The sequence below is a fragment of the Elioraea thermophila (ex Habib et al. 2022) genome (genome assembly GCF_003336755.1).
Lineage (GTDB): Bacteria > Pseudomonadota > Alphaproteobacteria > Acetobacterales > Acetobacteraceae > Elioraea > Elioraea thermophila.
In genome coordinates this window covers 1-16,150 of the sequence record NZ_QMDI01000002.1, presented here as the reverse complement: position 1 = coordinate 16,150, position 16,150 = coordinate 1, and the positions used below count along the sequence as shown (strand labels likewise).

7 protein-coding genes and 3 pseudogenes are annotated in these 16,150 nt (G+C 68.0%); 3 read left to right on the top strand and 7 right to left on the bottom strand.

The window, feature by feature from the left end; genetic code table 11:
- Positions 1–90: 90 nt before the first annotated feature.
- From DWB05_RS15340 to DWB05_RS15330, 3 pseudogenes are all read left to right on the top strand, one after another.
- Positions 91–291, top strand: a pseudogene (locus DWB05_RS15340) (IS66 family transposase); the annotation flags it as partial.
- Between the two features lie 20 nt (positions 292–311).
- Positions 312–539, top strand: a pseudogene (locus tag DWB05_RS15335) (IS66 family transposase); the annotation flags it as partial.
- Positions 540–630: 91 nt separating this feature from the next.
- Positions 631–708: pseudogene (locus DWB05_RS15330) on the top strand (hypothetical protein); the annotation flags it as partial.
- Between the two features lie 207 nt (positions 709–915).
- Here DWB05_RS15330 and DWB05_RS01895 read toward each other — a convergent pair.
- The 7 genes from DWB05_RS01895 to DWB05_RS01865 all read right to left on the bottom strand — a co-directional run bounded on the left by DWB05_RS01895 (position 916) and on the right by DWB05_RS01865 (position 15,599).
- A complete protein-coding gene (locus tag DWB05_RS01895) occupies positions 916–1,704 on the bottom strand; it encodes an HNH endonuclease (RefSeq protein ID WP_114374498.1) in 789 nt (262 codons plus the stop codon).
- A gap of 30 nt (positions 1,705–1,734) precedes the next feature.
- Complete coding sequence (locus tag DWB05_RS01890) at positions 1,735–2,259, bottom strand: hypothetical protein (protein ID WP_114374496.1); 525 nt, start codon at positions 2,257–2,259, stop codon at positions 1,735–1,737.
- 11 nt (positions 2,260–2,270) lie between these two features.
- Positions 2,271–2,942 carry an HD domain-containing protein gene (locus tag DWB05_RS01885; RefSeq protein ID WP_157967037.1) on the bottom strand — a complete coding sequence of 224 codons (672 nt, stop codon included), beginning with the start codon at positions 2,940–2,942 and terminating at the stop codon, positions 2,271–2,273.
- 110 nt (positions 2,943–3,052) lie between these two features.
- A complete protein-coding gene (locus DWB05_RS01880) occupies positions 3,053–3,622 on the bottom strand; it encodes an HD domain-containing protein (RefSeq protein WP_114374492.1) in 570 nt (189 codons plus the stop codon).
- A 54-nt stretch (positions 3,623–3,676) separates the two neighbouring features.
- Complete coding sequence (locus DWB05_RS01875) at positions 3,677–7,657, bottom strand: Eco57I restriction-modification methylase domain-containing protein (RefSeq protein WP_114374490.1); 3,981 nt, start codon at positions 7,655–7,657, stop codon at positions 3,677–3,679.
- A gap of 6 nt (positions 7,658–7,663) precedes the next feature.
- Entirely contained in the window at positions 7,664–10,417 is a 2,754-nt protein-coding gene (locus DWB05_RS01870; protein WP_114374488.1) for a DUF8741 domain-containing protein, read from the bottom strand.
- A 4-nt stretch (positions 10,418–10,421) separates the two neighbouring features.
- Positions 10,422–15,599 carry a DEAD/DEAH box helicase gene (locus DWB05_RS01865; RefSeq protein ID WP_114374486.1) on the bottom strand — a complete coding sequence of 1,726 codons (5,178 nt, stop codon included), beginning with the start codon at positions 15,597–15,599 and terminating at the stop codon, positions 10,422–10,424.
- Positions 15,600–16,150 lie beyond the last annotated feature (551 nt).

Below are 16,150 nucleotides of genomic sequence, written 5' to 3'. Positions count from 1 at the left end.
ACAGCGCCCCCTCGGCAAGCGGCGTCCTCGTGCTCTCCTCACCACTGCCATGGTCTCTTCTGCCGGCGCCCTGACGCCGGTCGCAGGTTTCTGAAACAGCCAGGAAGCTACGCCACCGCCAATTTCTGCCGCGTCCAAGACGGCACACAGTACGACGACTACGAAGCCTACGAAGCACTCGCGAAGGCGGCAAGGGACAGCACCGGCAAGACAGACCCCGCCCCGATCCTCGCCTCCTGCTGGAGCCACGCGCGACGTAAGTTCTACGGCTTCGCCGAAAGCGGCACCGCCCCGCTCGCCCAAAACAAACCTTGCAGCGGATCGCCGCCCTCTACGCCATCGAGAACGAGATCCGCGGCCTATCCCCGGATCGGCGACGCGCCGTCCGACAACGACGAAGCAAACCCCTCGTCGACGACCTGTTCGCCTGGCTCACCCAGACCGTCCCGCGGCTGTCCCGGAACAGCATGCTCGCCGACGCCTTGCGCTCCATGCTCACCCACGAAGACGGCCTGCGCCGCTTCCTCGACGACGGCCGCATCGAGATGAAGACCCGAGCGAAGCGAGTGGTCCTCCAGGGGAGAGGTCCGACCGGAGGGAGGGTCCTCCCGGGGAGACACCAACACCGTCGAACGCGCCATCCGACCCATCGCCCTCGGCCGCAAGAACGCCTTCCTCGCCGGATGCGAAGAAAGCGCGCAAGCCTGAGCCGCCATCGCCTCTCCGATAGAGACCTGCAAGCTCAACCACGTCGACCCACAACGCTAACCTCACGAACGTCCTATCACGCCTCGCACAAGGCTGGCCAAACCGCAAAATCCACGAACTCATGCGCTGGAACCAAAACACCAACCACGAACCCGGCAGGGCCAAGAAAAAACGCTTACGGATTCGAGATGCCGCAAGGATCCCGGCTCAAACACCTCGCGAGGCTTGGCCCGGTGCCTTCGCCGGCACGTCGAACACGTTCTTTCTGTGCCACGCCAACTGCTCGCGATGCTGTGCAGTCAAGCGCAAGGGGGCACTCCAGCGGAGGGCAGCCCGCGCCTCGGCGCTCAAGCCCGGAGCGAAAAGGGGCATGCCGTCGTCCTCGAAGGTCACGAGGCCCGCGTCGAAGGCGGCGTCCCACAGCGCCGAGAGAAGTAACCCATTGTGCACGTCCAGTCGTTCCGCGTCGCTCTCGCAGCGTGCCCACGGTTTGATGTGGGAGGCGCGAAGCAGCCCAGGCTCGGTGATGCCGGTCAAGGGGCAGCGCCCGCCCCAGTAGGCCATCAGCCCTTCGCGGAAGACGTCCTGCCCGACGCGCTGAACGACGAGCCGTTCGGCCTCGGTCGTGCGGGGAAGCTCGCGCGTCTTTTCCAGGAAGGTCTGCAACGGGCCATCCGGCAGGCTGACGGCCAGTGCGTAGACGCGCGGCAGAACCCGGTACAGCTCCCCCAGCGTGGCGAAGGCGAAGCGGGCGCGGCCGGGACCGGGCATGTCGGCCGGCGGCAGGCCGAGTTCTGCGATGACGCCGGGATGCTCCAAGGCGAGATACCACGGTCCGCCCGCCCCTGCGGCGGCGAGGTGGATGTCGCCCCGCGCCGTGGTCGAACCGTAGCGCGCCCAGCCATCCTGCTGCCCGAGCGCGCGGCGGTAGCCGTTCTGCCAGGCCGCCTTGCGGCACTCCTCGGCAACCACGAAGCCTTGTGGCGCCTCGATCATGGCATGGCCGGGAAGGAACCCGAGGGCTGGTCAGGCCTGCGCTGCGGCAGGCGGAAGCCCGAGCTCGCGAAGAATCCCCAAGGCTTCCGCAAGCCGGTCCTCCCTGGCCTTGGATCCCTTTCGACGAATGATCTCGGCCTTCCAATCCGGCACTCTCTCGCTCGCCACCAGCCAATGCGCCGTTGCGGCGAGTTCGAGGACGGTCGCATTCACCCCGGCGAGACGCTTGACGACATCCCTTAGCCGTTCGTCGCTGAGATAGGAGAATGCCGTCGGCTCCGTATCAGCCCTGCGCGCAAATACGCTGTATCGCGCCCCGTCGAGCCGGCGATGCTCGTATGTCTCTTCCACCAGGCCGAAGGCCTCGGCGTCGAAGATCGCCGCGTCGAGGTCGCGCGAATATGGCCCGTAGTGATGATACACATACCGGAAGCCGCTCCTCGCGCCGAGCTGATCCAGCAGATAGGCGATTTTCTGCAGGCGAATGCGGCTGACCAGCCGGCCGCCGGCGGCGGCGAGGATCTCGTCCACCACGCGCTCGGGTTCAACGCTCATCGGGGCCTCCCTCACTTGCGTGCCGCGTCGCGGTCATCCTTGTCGGCGAAATAGAAGCGGAGGAACGCCTTCTTCGGCTCCAAGGCCTTGATCAGCGCGGAAAGCTGGCTGATCTCCTTAGGCGTGCCGCCGTCGAGGATGTGGAGCCGCTTGTGCATGCGCTCCTCATCGCCGCCGATCTCGGCATAGATGCCGATTGCGGCCTTGTCGTCGCGGATGACCCGGCCGTTCCCGATCTCGTCGGCGAACTCTCTTTCGATCTTGCGTCGCCGGCTGGCCTGTCGGCCCTTGTCGGCGCCGAACTCCGCAAGATCGAGCGTCTTGTAGAGGTTCCGGTCGCGCAGGCGAGCGGCCATCTCCGCAATCACCGGATCGGTGGCCTTCGCCATGGCGTCCAGCGAACCGAGGATCAGCGCGTCATCCAGGGCGAGGTAGTTCTCCACCGTCTCCCCGCCCTCGCCGAAGAAGCGAAGCAGCGGGTGGCCGGCAGGCAGGCCGGTCCGTGCCGGCGCGCTCCCTGCATCGGAGGCGGCGGTGGCGACCGTCTGGAGCAGCCGGCCGATCATCGCCTCCGCGCAGCGTGTCGTCTTGTGGAAATAGACCTGCTCGTGCAGCGTGTAGCGGGCGAGCAGGAACTGCTCCGCTGCCGGCAGGGCCTTGCGGTCCAGGCAGAAGGTCGGCACGCGGCGCGGCGCAGCCTCGTCCCCGTCCGGCGCGTCGAGCGCGATGGGCGAGACGCGGATGTTCTCCACCAGTCAGTCGACATCGATCCCGCCGGCGCCGGTGCCGGTCATCAGCTTGTCCCGCGGCAGATGGTCCAGCCTGTCGGCATCGAAGGAGCTGGAGACAACGGCGTGGTAGATGTCCTCGGGGTCTTCCTTCTCCAGAAGCGCCGCGACGTCGTCGGCGAAGCCCGGGCGAAACGCCTCGAGCAAGGGGCGGATGCGCCCGGCCGGGTTGCGGATGATCTCGGCCGTCCACTGCTCATGGCGCTTCCGCGCACCGCGGCGTCCTGGACATGCTCGAAGCTGTGGCTGAAGGGGCCGTGGCCGAGGTCGTGCAGCAGGGCGGCGATCAGCGCGACCTCGGCCTTGCGATCGTCCTGTGTTTCGCCGTTGCGCGCCATTTCCCGGGCGATGACGCGCACCAGGGTGCGCGCCATGTGGAAGACGCCGATCGAATGCGCGAAGCGCGTGTGAACCGCGCCGGGGAAGGTGAATTCCGAGACGCCGAGCTGGCGGATGCGCCGCAGGCGCTGGAGCTCGGGCGTGTCCAGCAGGCGCCAGGCGAGGCGGTCGACCGGGTCGTTCTCCACAGCGAAGACGATCAGCCCGTGCACCGGGTCGCGCAGGCGCTTGCTCACCGACTCGCCCCTCCCGGGCGGCAGGCTACAGGGACGGGAACGGGGCGTGAATCCTCACGCGAGGTCCAGCGCGCGGAAAGTGCCGTCGGCCTCCATGCGGTCCCAGGCGGCGAGGGTGAGGCGGGCGGTGCGGTACGCGCCGTAGAGGCGGATCTCCTTCTCCTTCAGCACGCGGAAAGTTTCGGAGGGGTAGGCAGGGCCTTTCACCTCGGCGGGGTCGAGGATGTAGCGCAGTTCGTCGCGCGTGAGCCCGTAGGCGCGGGCGTAGAAGGCGTCGAGCTCGGCGCGCAGCTGGGCGCGGCGCGCCTCGTCCCAGGCGAAGGGCGGGCCGGCATGGCCGAGGTCGCGCGCGAAGGGGGCGAGAGCGTGCGAGGTGTAGGTGAGTTCCAGCACGCGCGGGAGGACGAAGGCGAGGCGGGGGCCGGTGTAGAAGGCCGGGGGGAGAATGGGGAGTTGCTGGTAGATGAAGAAGTTCAGATGCGTGCCGCCCACCTTGTGTCGGGCGGCGTAGTCGAGCGCGAGGGCTGACAGATTGGCGGAAAGCGCCGCGAGCAGGTATGGGCTCTGCTCCTCCGTGAACAGCATCAGCGGAAGGTTGTTCCCCACCCCAACCCGCGGAAACACCGTCGCGATCACCGTCCGCTCGTTCGTCGCGTTGGTGATGTCCCGCCAGCCCAGCAGCCAGCCGCGGGTCCAGCCCTTGGCGCGCAGCCGCTGCTCCACCTCCTCCGCCGGCACCCAGTAGCGCGGGGCGGGTTCGAAGCCCGGGTCGCGCTTGCGCTCGGGCGGGGTGTCCAGCGTCGTCTCGCCATCCTCGGCATAGCCCGCCCAGCGATGATCGAACTGGTGGATCATCTTCGCCTCATAGAGCGGCAGGTAGCGCCGGGGCGGGCGCGGCCCCGCCCCCGGCAAGGCGAGCAGGCCATCGCCGCCGCCCTCCGCCGCCAGCACCCCCTGGCGGGGGCGCGCGCCCTCGGCCACCCAATCCGTGCCCTGCCGCACGAAGCCTTCGGCGGCGAGCTGCGCGGCGGTGCGGAACAGGGCGCTGTCGGAGGTCATGTTGAACAGACCCTGGGAGAACTCGACGCCCCAGGGATTGCCCGCCGCGCCCTCGGCTTCCTCCACCAGCACCGGCACGCGGGCGTAGATCTTCGCCGTGAGTTCGGCATCGGCGCGGGAGCGGAACACCGGCGCGGTGCGGGTGTTGGGGTTCAGCCGCGCGATCTGCTCCGGCGAGAGGGTGAAGCGGCGTTCCGCCTCGGCCAGTTGCGCGACATCGGTGAGGAAGAAGGCGAATTCGGCCGCCGGTGCCTCGCGGCCGAGGGTGAGCAGGCTGAACTTGAAGCTGCGGTGCACACCAGGAAAGAGCGGTGCCGAGTTCTCGAAATCCACCAACCGCACCAGCCGGCGTTCCGCCACGAGATGGGCGAAGAAGGGCGCGGTGGTCGCGTCCGTCGCGATGCCCGTCGGCACGATCATTCCCGCCCGCCCCTGGGGCGCGGCGAGGTGGGCGAAGAGCTCGGCGAACAGGGCGTAGGTGTTGATCTTCCCGCGCGCGGTGAGGTCGAAGCGCCCCGATTCCCGCGCGAACTCGTTGAAGGCGTCGAAAGACCGTTTCGCTACCGAATAGGCGCGGAACACCTCCGGTTTTTCCAGCTCCAAGGCCTCGATCGCCTTCTTGCGCGCTGCTCCGCTGAGCTGCGCAATCTCGGGAGCGCGCGCGGCGAAAAACTCCCTCTCGGACAGCTGGCTCACTTCCCACGGCGGGTTGCCCAGCACCACATCGAAGCCGCCGCGCGCCATCACATCCGGGAACTCCAGCGGCCAGTGGAAGGCGCGCGCGGCTTCCGCCGCCTCCACCACCTGCCCGACCAGCGGGCCATACAAGGTGCGGCCCGCCATCGCCTCCCACACATGCGCGGTGGTGGGGATCGTCACCGTGTTCGGGTTCGCCGGCACGCCGCCCGTCTTGGGCAGCAGGAAGGCCGCCACATAGGCATCGCAGGCGACCTTGAAGGCAAACCACGACGGCCCGCTGCGGAGTGCGGCGAACAGCCGCGCGCGTTCCGCCACCTGTTCCGGCGTGTCCTCGGGCAGGGCGCGCAGCCGCCCGCCCAGGGCCGCCAACTGCCGCGCCGCCGGCAGCACGCCGCCGCCGCGTTCGAAGTCGAACCTGCCCTGCCCCGCGCGTTCGCTGCGGTTGCGGGCGGCGAAATGGCGCGCCGTCGCCCGATCATCCCCGGCCAGCGGCTTGTAGGCGCCGTCGGGAATGCCCTTTTCCAGCGCCGCCAGATCGAACACGCCGAGCAAGGAGTCGCCGCAGCGGATCTGCGCATCGAAGAAGCCGAGCGGCAGGCCGGGATCCACCGTCTCGATCCACAGCGCCACCTTGGTGAGTTCCACCGCCATCGGGTTGCGGTCCACGCCGTAGAGGCACCGCCGTGCGACGTCGCGCAACGCATGGCGGAACTCCGCCGCCGACGGCGTACCACCGGCGCGGTGGCGCGCGACGCGGGTGGCGATGCGCCGCGCCGCGGCCAGCAAGAAATGGCCGGAGCCGCAGGCGGGATCGACCACCGTGAGGTTCAACAGCGCCTCGGCCGGGTTTTCGGCCGCGGCCTCCGTGCGGTCGAGCACCGGGTCAAGCGCGGTATCGAGCAGCGCCTGCACCAGGCTGTCCGGGGTGTAGTAGCTGCCGGTGGTCTTGCGCTGGTTGCCGCGCCTCTCCGCCGCGTCGGAAGCGAAGATCAGCCGGCGGCCATCCTCCGCCAACTGGGGCTGCAGTTCGAGCAGGCTCTCGTAGACCGAGCCCAATTCTTCGGTCTCCATCGCCTGCCAGTTCACCGGTGCGAGCCCCGCCCCGTCCGAGATCCAGCCGAGGCGGTAGAGGGCGGAGAAGAACGCGCGGTTCGGCAGGCGCGCCGCGTCCAGGGTGGGCAACAGCACCGGCGCGAAGAGCCCGCCGAGCGCGGGCAGGCCGAGCCGCGGTTCTCCGCCCGCCAGCGCGCGAAAGACGACCTTCAGCCCCTCGTAGCGGTCGTGGTGCCGGTCCCAGGCGCTGCGGCGCACGGCTTGGGCGCGCAGCATCGTCACGCTGTAGCCCTCGGCGTAAAGGCGGCGTGCCTCCGCCCCCGCCTCGGGCGGGTGCAGCAGGTTGCGATCCTCCGCCACCATCAGGAAGATCAGCCGGTAGACGAGGCGCAGGAGCTCGTTGAACCACTCCGTCAGACCGATCTCCCGCGCCGCGAGCTTCTCGCGCAGCTCCCGGTTCGCCTCGAGGAAGCCGGAGCCGAGCTCCGCGAGGGCCTGTTTCACCTGCCCGGCCAGCCGATCGCGGGCCGCTTCGCCGGCCTTCAGCCCGGCCTCGCGCCAGCGTTCCAGCGCGCAGTCGGCCGGCGGCGTGCCCGCCTGGCCGAAGCGCGTGCGGTGCATCAGGAGCCAAACCAAGGCGAAGGAGGCGAGGTCCTCGGTCTCGAAGATCTGGGCGAGATCGGCCTCGATGTAGGCGGGGCGGGTGAGGGAGGCGTTGTCCCGCATCAGGCGTAGCACTTTGCCGTTGGTGGCCAGGCCCCAGAGCGCGCCATCTGTCGCGTTGAGATGGTCTTGCAGCACCAAGGCGGCGGAGCGCGGGCGGTCCGGCGAGAGCGCGGCGCTGCGACGATCCAGCGCGTCAGCGGGCGGTACCACCACGATCGGCACCCTGCCCTCGCCGGCGGAAAGGGCGATCGGCCCCGCCTCCTCGCGCAGGTCGGTGAAGCCGAGCGTCTCGCGCAGGAATTCGCGGACGAAACGGGCGGTCGCCCCGAGCGATGCCGTGCCGGCTGCCAGGAAGTCAGCGCAATGCGCCTGGCCGACCCGGAAGGCGAGCGCGATCTCGTCGCGGATCGAGAGGCCTTTGCGGAGGCCGTAGTCGGCTTCGTCCTGCTCTGCCGCTTCGCGCCGATCGATGCTGGCGATCATCGCCGGCGCGATGAGGTTGCCCTCCAGCGTGAGCGCGGGCCAAGCGGCAATATCGGTGACCGGCTTGCGCGGCATCGCGCCTCAGGCCGCGGCAGGGAGAAGGACGAAGAGACCGATCACGTCGGGCGGCAACACCGCCTCGACCGTGACGCGGGGTGCCGTGCCGGAAGCGGCGCGTAGCCTGGCATGGTCGGCCAGCAGCTCCTCGGCCCGCTGCAGGGCATGGAGGCGGACGGGGCCGTCGAGCAGCCCCGGCAGCTCCGCCTGCGCGGTGCGCAGGAAGCGCGCGCGGGCGACCTCGGCGAGGTCATGCGTGGCGGGGCTGGCCAGAAGCGTTCGCGCCTCCGCCCCGCTCGCGACGACCTTGCCCTCGCTGATGGCGAGCAGCGCCGCCTCCTCGGCGAGGAGCAGCCGCTCGAAACGCGCATGGACCGTGAGCTTCATGCGAAGGCGCAAGAGGAGCAGAGTGGTCTTGCGCGAAACCGCCGGCGTCGGCCAGGCGCCGATCCGCCCCAGGCCGAGGCCCTGCAAGGAAGCGGGGTCGAGCGCGCCCTCGACCAACGCCTCAGCCAGGGTGGCGGTCAGCGGGTGGGTGCGTGTGAGAAGGCACGTACCGGCCGGCGCCGGATCCGATGTGGCAAGTCGCAGGGCGCCGGTGAGCCCCCGCTCCGCGAGCCGCTCGCGCAGCGGCTGAGGCAGCGCGTGCACATGGGCGACAAGGCCCCCCTTGCTCGGCTCGAGCGGGGAGTCGAAACGCTTCATGGCGGCTTCGACGAAGGCCAGCGCGTCGTCCGGTCCGCCCATGAGGTCGCGCGCCCGCGCCCATTCGGGCGCCACCTCCTGCGGCTTCATGGCGTGCTGGGCGAAGCGGGTGCGCGAGCGGCGCTCGTTTTCCTGCACATCGCGCCAACGCTGCTCCATGAGCGCTGCACCGTCGGCGAGCCGCAGGTCGAGCTCGAGCTGCTTCTTGGTGGTTCCGCGGCGAAGCATCATGGCCGCCATCAGCGCATCGGTGACGGGCCCGCGCTCCTCCGGCAGAGGGACGGTGACGCCCGTCGCCTTCCGGATCGCTTCCGCCTTGCGCAGGATCACGTCGAGCACGGCGCCGTCGATGGCGCTGTCGGGGGAGAACATCAGCACCGAGCGCACTTCCGGCGCTGGCTGGCCGAAGCGGTCCACCCGCCCCTCGCGCTGCTGGTGCCGGGTCGGGTTCCAGGACAGGTCGTAGTGCACGACCGTGTCGAAGAGTTTCTGAAGATTGATGCCCTCCGAGAGGCAGTCGGTGGCGACCAGGATGCGCTGGTCGGCCTCGGCCATGTCCGCCACACGGTCGCGTCGCTCGTCCGGCGTCAGCATCCCGGTGACGGCCTCGACTCGGAGCTTCGGAAAGGCCCGGCGCAGGGCGTCGCGGACGTGTTCCGCCGTGCTGATGAAGCGGCAGAAGACGACCGGGTTACGGCCTTCCTCGATGATCGGCTTCAGCAGACCGACCAGCGCCTCGACCTTCGGGTCGGGTGCGCTCAGGAGCTTGCTTGCCGTCTCGATGAGGGCGGCGAGCGGCGCATCGACAGCCATCGCGGCCGCGGGCTCGACATCGACCGCGTCCTGGTCCTCGCCGTCATCGTCGTAGATGTGCGGTTCCAATCGTTCCGCCTCGCCGGTCATGCGGTTGCGCAGCGCGCTCAGCGCTGCGGCCGGGGAGGAACCCACGCAGCGCATCAGCGCGAGTGTCCCCCAAAAGGCGAGCCGTCTCTCCCTCTGCCCGCTACCGGCCCGAGATACGACCTCGAAGCAGTAGTCGAGCACTTTCTCCTGGAAGGCGAGATGGTCGGCTGAGAGGCGGTAGGGGAACTCGGTCGTCACATGCTTCGGGAAGGCCCGCTCCTCGGCCCAATCCGCCGAGGTGAGATCGATGCGCCGCCGCTGCACGAAGTGGCGTGCGAGGCGCTCGCGGTAGCGCGGGTCGTCGAACTGGAGAGACGCGAAGCTCGGGTCGATGAGCGAGAGGAGGCGCGCGAAGGCCTCCTCGTCGCCGCTGTGCGGCGTGGCCGTGAGCATCAGCAGTGCGCGTTCCGGGTCGCGAGCGAGTTCGGAGAGGAGGCGGAAGCGTTGCTGGCGTCCTTGGTGGGTGCCGACGCATGCGTGTGCCTCGTCGACCACGACCATCTTCGGGCACGCCCGGGCGAAGCGGTCGCGCCGCTGATCGGCCTTGATGTAGTCGAGGCTGACGACGGTGAACGGGTGGACGTCGAACAGGGTCTGGGCGACGGGCAAGCCGCGCTCCAGGCGCGGTGCCGTGCTCGCGGTGACCGCGACGGTCTCGAACCCGAAGCGGCTGCTCAGCTCGCCTGTCCACTGTTCGACGAGATGGGGCGGGCAGAGGACGGAGAAGCTGTCGAGCTCGCCGCGATCGAAGAGCTCGCGGAGGATGAGCCCTGCCTCGATCGTCTTGCCGATGCCGACGTCGTCTGCGATCAGCAGCCGTGGCACCGGGAGCCGCAGGGCCATGAGCAGCGGAACGAGCTGGTAGATCCTCGGCTCGAAGGCGATCTGAGCGGCGGAACGGAACGGACCGGCACCTCGGCGCAAAGTGAGCCGCAAGGCATCCGCGAGCAGCAAGGCGTTGGCTTGGGTGGTGACGGCGGCGTCCGCCGGCAGGTCGAAGCGCGCAGGCTCGACCGGCTGCAATTCGAGGTCAGGGTTCAGCAACACCCGATCCGCCTCGCTGCCGGACAGCGGACGCAGGGCGAGCCAGCCCTGCGACGGCGCGGGAAGGTTGACCCATTCCCGGCCGCGGGCGCGCACGATGTCGCCGGGGGCGAAGGCCTTGGGCATCGGCTCAACCCTTCAGGAGAGCGGCCAAACCTTCAGGGATGTCGCCGGTCGGGCTGGCCGGCAGTTCGACGAGGGTCCATCCGGCGGCCTCTGCTTCGGTCCGGGCATGCGCTGGGATCGCTCCGGGGTCGGCCGCGACGAAGTGCGCCCTCCAGGCGAAGGGGATCGTGTGCCCGCCGAAGGTCACACCGGTCGGATCAGGTGTGGGGAGATCAGCCGCCTCGAATGCCGCGGCCCAGCTCCCCTCCTCGTGATGAGCGTCGTTTTTTCGCGGTGTGACCTCGCCGCGGGCGAGGGTCAAAAGAAGGCGTTTCGCGCCCTCGTCGGTGCGGTCGATCAGTTCGTGGTCGGGCTGGTTGTAGTAGGACAGAAGGCAGCGGTAGCAGCCGCGGACGCAGATGCCTTCCGCCGTGTCGTGCAGGGCCGCGGGGTCACCGCTGAGCACGGCATCCTCGACCCTGTCGTAGTGCATCAGGGACAGTGCTTCGCGGGCGATGCGGCCGAGCGCCTTCGGATCAGCAATAACTCGGTTGAGGACGCCCGCGCCGCCCTCTGCGGCCTCGTGGGCGAGGATGGCGCGGCGGTTGTCGCGGCTTGGAAGCGGCTCCCCGAGCACCTCTCCCTCGTCGAGCTGATAGGCGACCTCGATTCCCCGGATGAGAGCGTGTTGGACGGTGGCGATGGTGGTCGGGGAAAAGCGCGCCGGTTCGGCGAACCGGATCAGGAGCGCGTTCTTGCGGTCTCGGACGATGGGCACAATGCGGACCGCCCCTGGCTGGTCGTGGGCGGCATCGTCCTCGTGCTCGTCCTCGGCTTTGCTCCAATATCCGCTGCGCGGGTCGATGTTGAAGCCGAGGACCGTCTTGTCCTTCCGCCGCTTCAGGCCCTTGTTGAGGCGGCTGATTTCCGCGCTGTTCGCATATTGGAGGGTGAGCACGACCTCGTCGTCCGCCTTCAGGACACCTTCCGTCACGACGAGCCGGCCGTTGCGGCGCGGCCAAGCGAACACCGTCTGGATCTCGAAGCCTTGTCGCACCCTCTCCTCGTCGTTGGCGGTGATGCGTTCGGCGGGCGCCGTTTCCACATTGTCGATGCGGAGGGTTCTTCGGATGGACAAAGCCCGAGCCATTGGCGCCCGGCAGGCGTGGCACCGCTCGACCTCCGTGTCGTGGGCGCCTCCGCACTCGCCACAGATGAAGATCTCCTTCGTCGCCAGGCCGTCGCCGTCCGCGCTGCGGGCCTGCGGGGAGAGCTTCGCCTTGACGACGCGGTAGGCGCGCCCCTCGTGGTAGATGAGGCTGCGCGGGCCGAACTCTGAGATGGCCAGGAAGCGGGCCCGCTGCAGAAAGGCGCCCTGCCGGGTGTGGCCTGCCGAGGCGGGCACGTAGGCATAGAGCGGAAGGCGCGGGAAATTGTAGCCGGGCAGGAAGCCTTCCGTCGCGAGGTAGCGGTAGGAGTAGAAGTCGGAGCCGCTGCTCGCTCTTCCCTGCTCCAGGATGGCCAACTGCTCGTTCGCTTGTGCCTGCGCCTCCCTGATACGCTGACGCTCCGCACGGGACAGAGCTGGCGTCTCGGAGCGGGCATTGGCATCGACAAGTTGCCGTCTGGCCGAGCGATAGAGCTCCCGCCAACGGTCGAAGGAACGGTCGAACTCCACGGGTGCCTCGGCTGCGACGCGGGCGACGAAGTCATCCGCGTCCCCGAGCCAGGCGGGCGGGATGTCGCCGAGCGACACGAGCACTTGGTCCAGGACTCTACGCATGGCGATCTGAGCCCGGCCCGGCAGCGCGGGATCGGAGATGACGGCCTGAATCTTCGGCTTCAGTGGAAAGCCGTCCGCCTCGAGATCGAGGATGTCGGGGATGTCGGGTGGCAGCGCCAGGCGCGCTTCCGCGAGCCAAACAGCATGCAGATGAGATGTGACGAGCGCCTCATTGCTGAGATCGATCGCGGGGGGGCGGACTACGCCTGCCACCATTTGCTCACGCCGCGCGAAAAAATACTGGTCGTGCGGGCTCTGCGCCGAGCAGTAGGTGACGACCAGGGCTGCTTGGCCCGAGCGGCCCGCGCGGCCGGCGCGCTGCGCGTAGTTCGCAGGCGTCGGCGGAACATTCCGCAGGTACACGGCGTTCAGGGCCGAGATGTCGACGCCAAGCTCCATGGTCGGCGAGCAGAAGAGCACCGGGAGAAACTGGGTCGGCTCGAAAGCGGCCCGCATCTCCGCCTCATGCTGGGCAATGTTTTTGCGGTCCTCCTCCTCGAAGCGGAACCGCCACTCGCGCCACTCGCGCTGCTCCTGCCGGACCTGCGCCGTATGCTCGCGCCCCTCGAAACCGAAAAAGGGCGTGCTCCCGAGGCCGAGGCTGCCCGCGATGCCGAGGTAGAGGTTGTGAAAGTAGGCATTGCCGAGAGGCCGGCTCTGCTTGGCCGCATCGCCTGGAACCAAGCGCACGGCGGACGGCACCAGCCGCCAGCCCGGGCGGTTCTGCAACGTCCCGACCTGCCGGATCAGTCCCTCCTCCGCAAGCAAAGAGAGGACTTGCTCCATAAAATCGCGGTATTCGGCGGTCCCAAGCTTCGTGCCGTGCCCTAATAGCCGGTTGATCTGCCGCGCGAGGCGAGATCGAGCGCCGCCACGCACGAAGGTCTGCTCGTCGCGTAGAGGCGTCTCACGCCGGGGAGGGGCATCCAGCAGGAAGGTGGTTTTGCCCCGGAGGGTCTCGTTGCGGTCGATGGCCCACGGGTCGCGAAGCAGGGACCGCGAACTCTGCGATAGGGAGTCGAGAGTGGTCTGATCGAGCGACTCGGTGTCGACCGACAACCCTTCCAGCATGGCATCGAGGATCTGACGCAGCACCTCCTCACGCTTCTTCGGCTCCAACCGGTCGAGGATCGGGCTCGCGGCAGTCACACGTTTTCGGTCTGATGCAAGCTCGGCGAGGCCGATGTACTCGACTTGGATCAACTTCAGCACGCCGAGGTTGGGGTTGGTGAAACGCCAGCCGCGCCGGAGGTCCGTCCAGACGCGGTGGGCAAGAACTTTCGTGAGTATCCGCTCAGCGTCCTTCGGCTGAACGCCACCCGCCTTGGGATCCGCCATCCAGTAGCTGCGTGAGGCGGTGTTCTCAGCGGTGAAGCCGAGAGCTTGGCCGACGCATCGGCCGAACTCGTCTTCACGCAGTCCATCTTGTTCCGCATCGAGAACGGCCCTCAGGAGTGCACCGCGCAGCAGGCTGACGAATAGGAAATCATTGAAGTGTCCCGCTTGAAGCGCAGCGTCCTGCCTGTTGTCGGTGAAGACCAGCAGCTTGCGCTTGTCCTCCGGAACGGCGCTGTTCGGTCGATTCATCCACTCCAGCGCGCTGGTGACGATGATCGTCGTGGCGGAGCTGCGACCCTCCGCAGACAGGCCGGCCAATTTCGTGCGCTCGCTGGACTTCGCCTCCGGGATCTGGTGGCAGCACGGGCAGAAGCCGAGCTTTCCCGGAAGGAACCAAAATGGTCGACCGTCCGGCCGAACGGTTCCGTCGACTGCGACGCACATCCGGATCGGTTTTTGCTTGGCGCGGTTCGGTCGAAGAGCCACCTTGCCGGCACGCTCCTCAAGCCACTCGTCGGGGTAAGTTTCGATGTCTCCCGTGAATTTGTATTCGCTGTCGCCGTCGCCAACCGGCGTTAGATAGCCAGCCCGGTCGTCGCCATCGTCACTGGTGAGCGGCGTGTCGTCGATGTCTCGGGCCAGGAAAACCTGCTTGCCGTCCGCCTCCACCAAGGTGACCACATGAAACTCGTGGCCACAGGAGCGACAGAAGCGCGTGGGGTAAAGTCGCGCTTCCGGGTCAGAGGGGTCTTTGATCTGCCCCTCCAGCGAAACGTTGCGAGGTGCCGATCGAAGCGTGGTGTAGACCTCGCCGGATCCTGCGATGAACCGATGCAGCTTGAAAGCGATAAAGGCACGGTCGCCCGACCCGCCACGGGCATACTCCGGAAGGCTGACTTTAGTCAGGAAAGCTTCGAGCGCAACGGCGCACCGCTCCTTCGGCAATCCCGTTTCATCCGCCAGCATTTGGGCCGCTTTGCCGAAGGGGATCGGCTTCTTCCGGCTTAGCTCCCGACCATCCTCCAGGCCGAGTGACAATTCGACCCAGACCGACAGCGGATGCCGGCGGAGGTCCGCGTCGGTGAGGGCGTCGGGCAGCGGCGTCTCGACGGCGCTGCGCAGCAGCGGTCGAACGTCGGCCAGGGAGAGACTGTCGTCCGTCGCGCGCCGAAGGCTCTCGTTGATGACACAATCCGGCCCGATCCTGAGGCCGAAGAGGTGCGACGCGACCTCCGCAACGATCTCTGCCGGAGACGGATCGGTGCCTTCGCTTGCCATGGTCGCCGAGGTCCCGATGCAGATCGGCGATGTCTCCCCTGCGCAGCGGTCACGGAGCCGACGGACGAGAATGGCGACGTCGGCACCCAGGCGCCCGCGATAAGTGTGCAGCTCATCGAGAACAATGAACTCGATACCGTTGGCATTGGCGATGACCTTCCGGTCGAGCGCATCTTGCCGGGTCAACAGAAGCTCGAGCATCATGTAATTTGTGAGGAGAATGTCAGGCGGATTGTCAGCGATCTCCTGGCGCTCCGCCTCCGCCTCCTGGCCCGTGTAACGCCGGACGGTAGGTCGGAGATGCTGAGGAATGTCAGCCTGCGCAACGAATTTTTCGACTTCCTTGATTTGACTGTTGGCGAGCGCATTCATCGGGTAGACGACGATGGCGCGCGTGCGTCGCCGGTCTGCCAGCTTCCGTGCCTTGATGGCAGCGTCAATGATCGGAACGAAGAAGCAGAGCGACTTGCCCGATCCGGTGCCGGTCGTCACCACGAAGCTCCGGCCTGCGCGGGCCTTCGCGATCGCCTGTGCTTGGTGAGCGTGAAACCGGATCGGCTTCCCTTCGACGCGAAATACCAGCGCCGTGAGCGGGTCGAGATCGCCCGAAGCCACGAGATCGTCGACGGTCGGTCCGGCCTCGTAGTGCGGATTGAGTGCCAGCAATGCGTCGGGCCAGAAGACGCCGCTGTCGTACTGCCTGTCGATAGCCGCCTTGAGGTCAGGCGCGCGAACCTTCGAAAAAGATCGGGAGAAGGTCGCATAGCTGTCGACTAGACTACGATCGAGCTCGAACGCCTTCACTTCACGCTCCTTTCTGACGTCGACAGGTAAGTATAACCTGTCTTCCCAGCGGTTGGTGACGGGCCCGACCGAAGGGAGCGTCCTCCAGGGGAGACAGTGGTTTCGACCCTATGCGGCGTGCGCTTTAGGCTCAGGCCTCATTGTGTAAGCCAAAAGATGACGATCGCGCCGAAGGTGATGGCGGCGAGGAAGAGGTGGGGGCATCGGTCGTATCGGGGGGCGATGCGGCGCCAGTTCTTGCGGCGGGCGCACGTGATCTCGACGCGGCGATGCTTTCGGTAGGACGCGGCGTCGGTGGGAAGCGTGTCTTGCGTGAGCGCATCGAGGGAAGGCAGGCGGCGATGCCGCGATCGGCGATCAGCGCGGTCGCGGGGGCAGGTGCGGCAGGATCGGCGCGGCACCGCCGTGGTCGCTCCTCTGCCCTTCGCTCAACAGGAAGATCGGCGGTCGCCCTCGTTCGTCGCAAACGCCATGCAGTTTCGTGTGGTGCGGCCGAGGCAGCGCGAGGTTCCCCCTTTTGCGCAGGCTCGCCGCCGAGCGATGCGCTTTGA

Excerpts from the sequence above, each read along its gene's own strand:
- DWB05_RS01895 (WP_114374498.1), bottom strand. The coding sequence starts at position 1,704 with ATGATCGAGGCGCCACAAGGCTTCGTGGTTGCCGAGGAGTGCCGCAAG.
- DWB05_RS01870 (WP_114374488.1), bottom strand. The coding sequence starts at position 10,417 with ATGCCCAAGGCCTTCGCCCCCGGCGACATCGTGCGCGCCCGCGGCCGG.
- DWB05_RS01890 (WP_114374496.1), bottom strand. The coding sequence starts at position 2,259 with ATGAGCGTTGAACCCGAGCGCGTGGTGGACGAGATCCTCGCCGCCGCC.
- DWB05_RS01875 (WP_114374490.1), bottom strand. The coding sequence starts at position 7,657 with ATGCCGCGCAAGCCGGTCACCGATATTGCCGCTTGGCCCGCGCTCACG.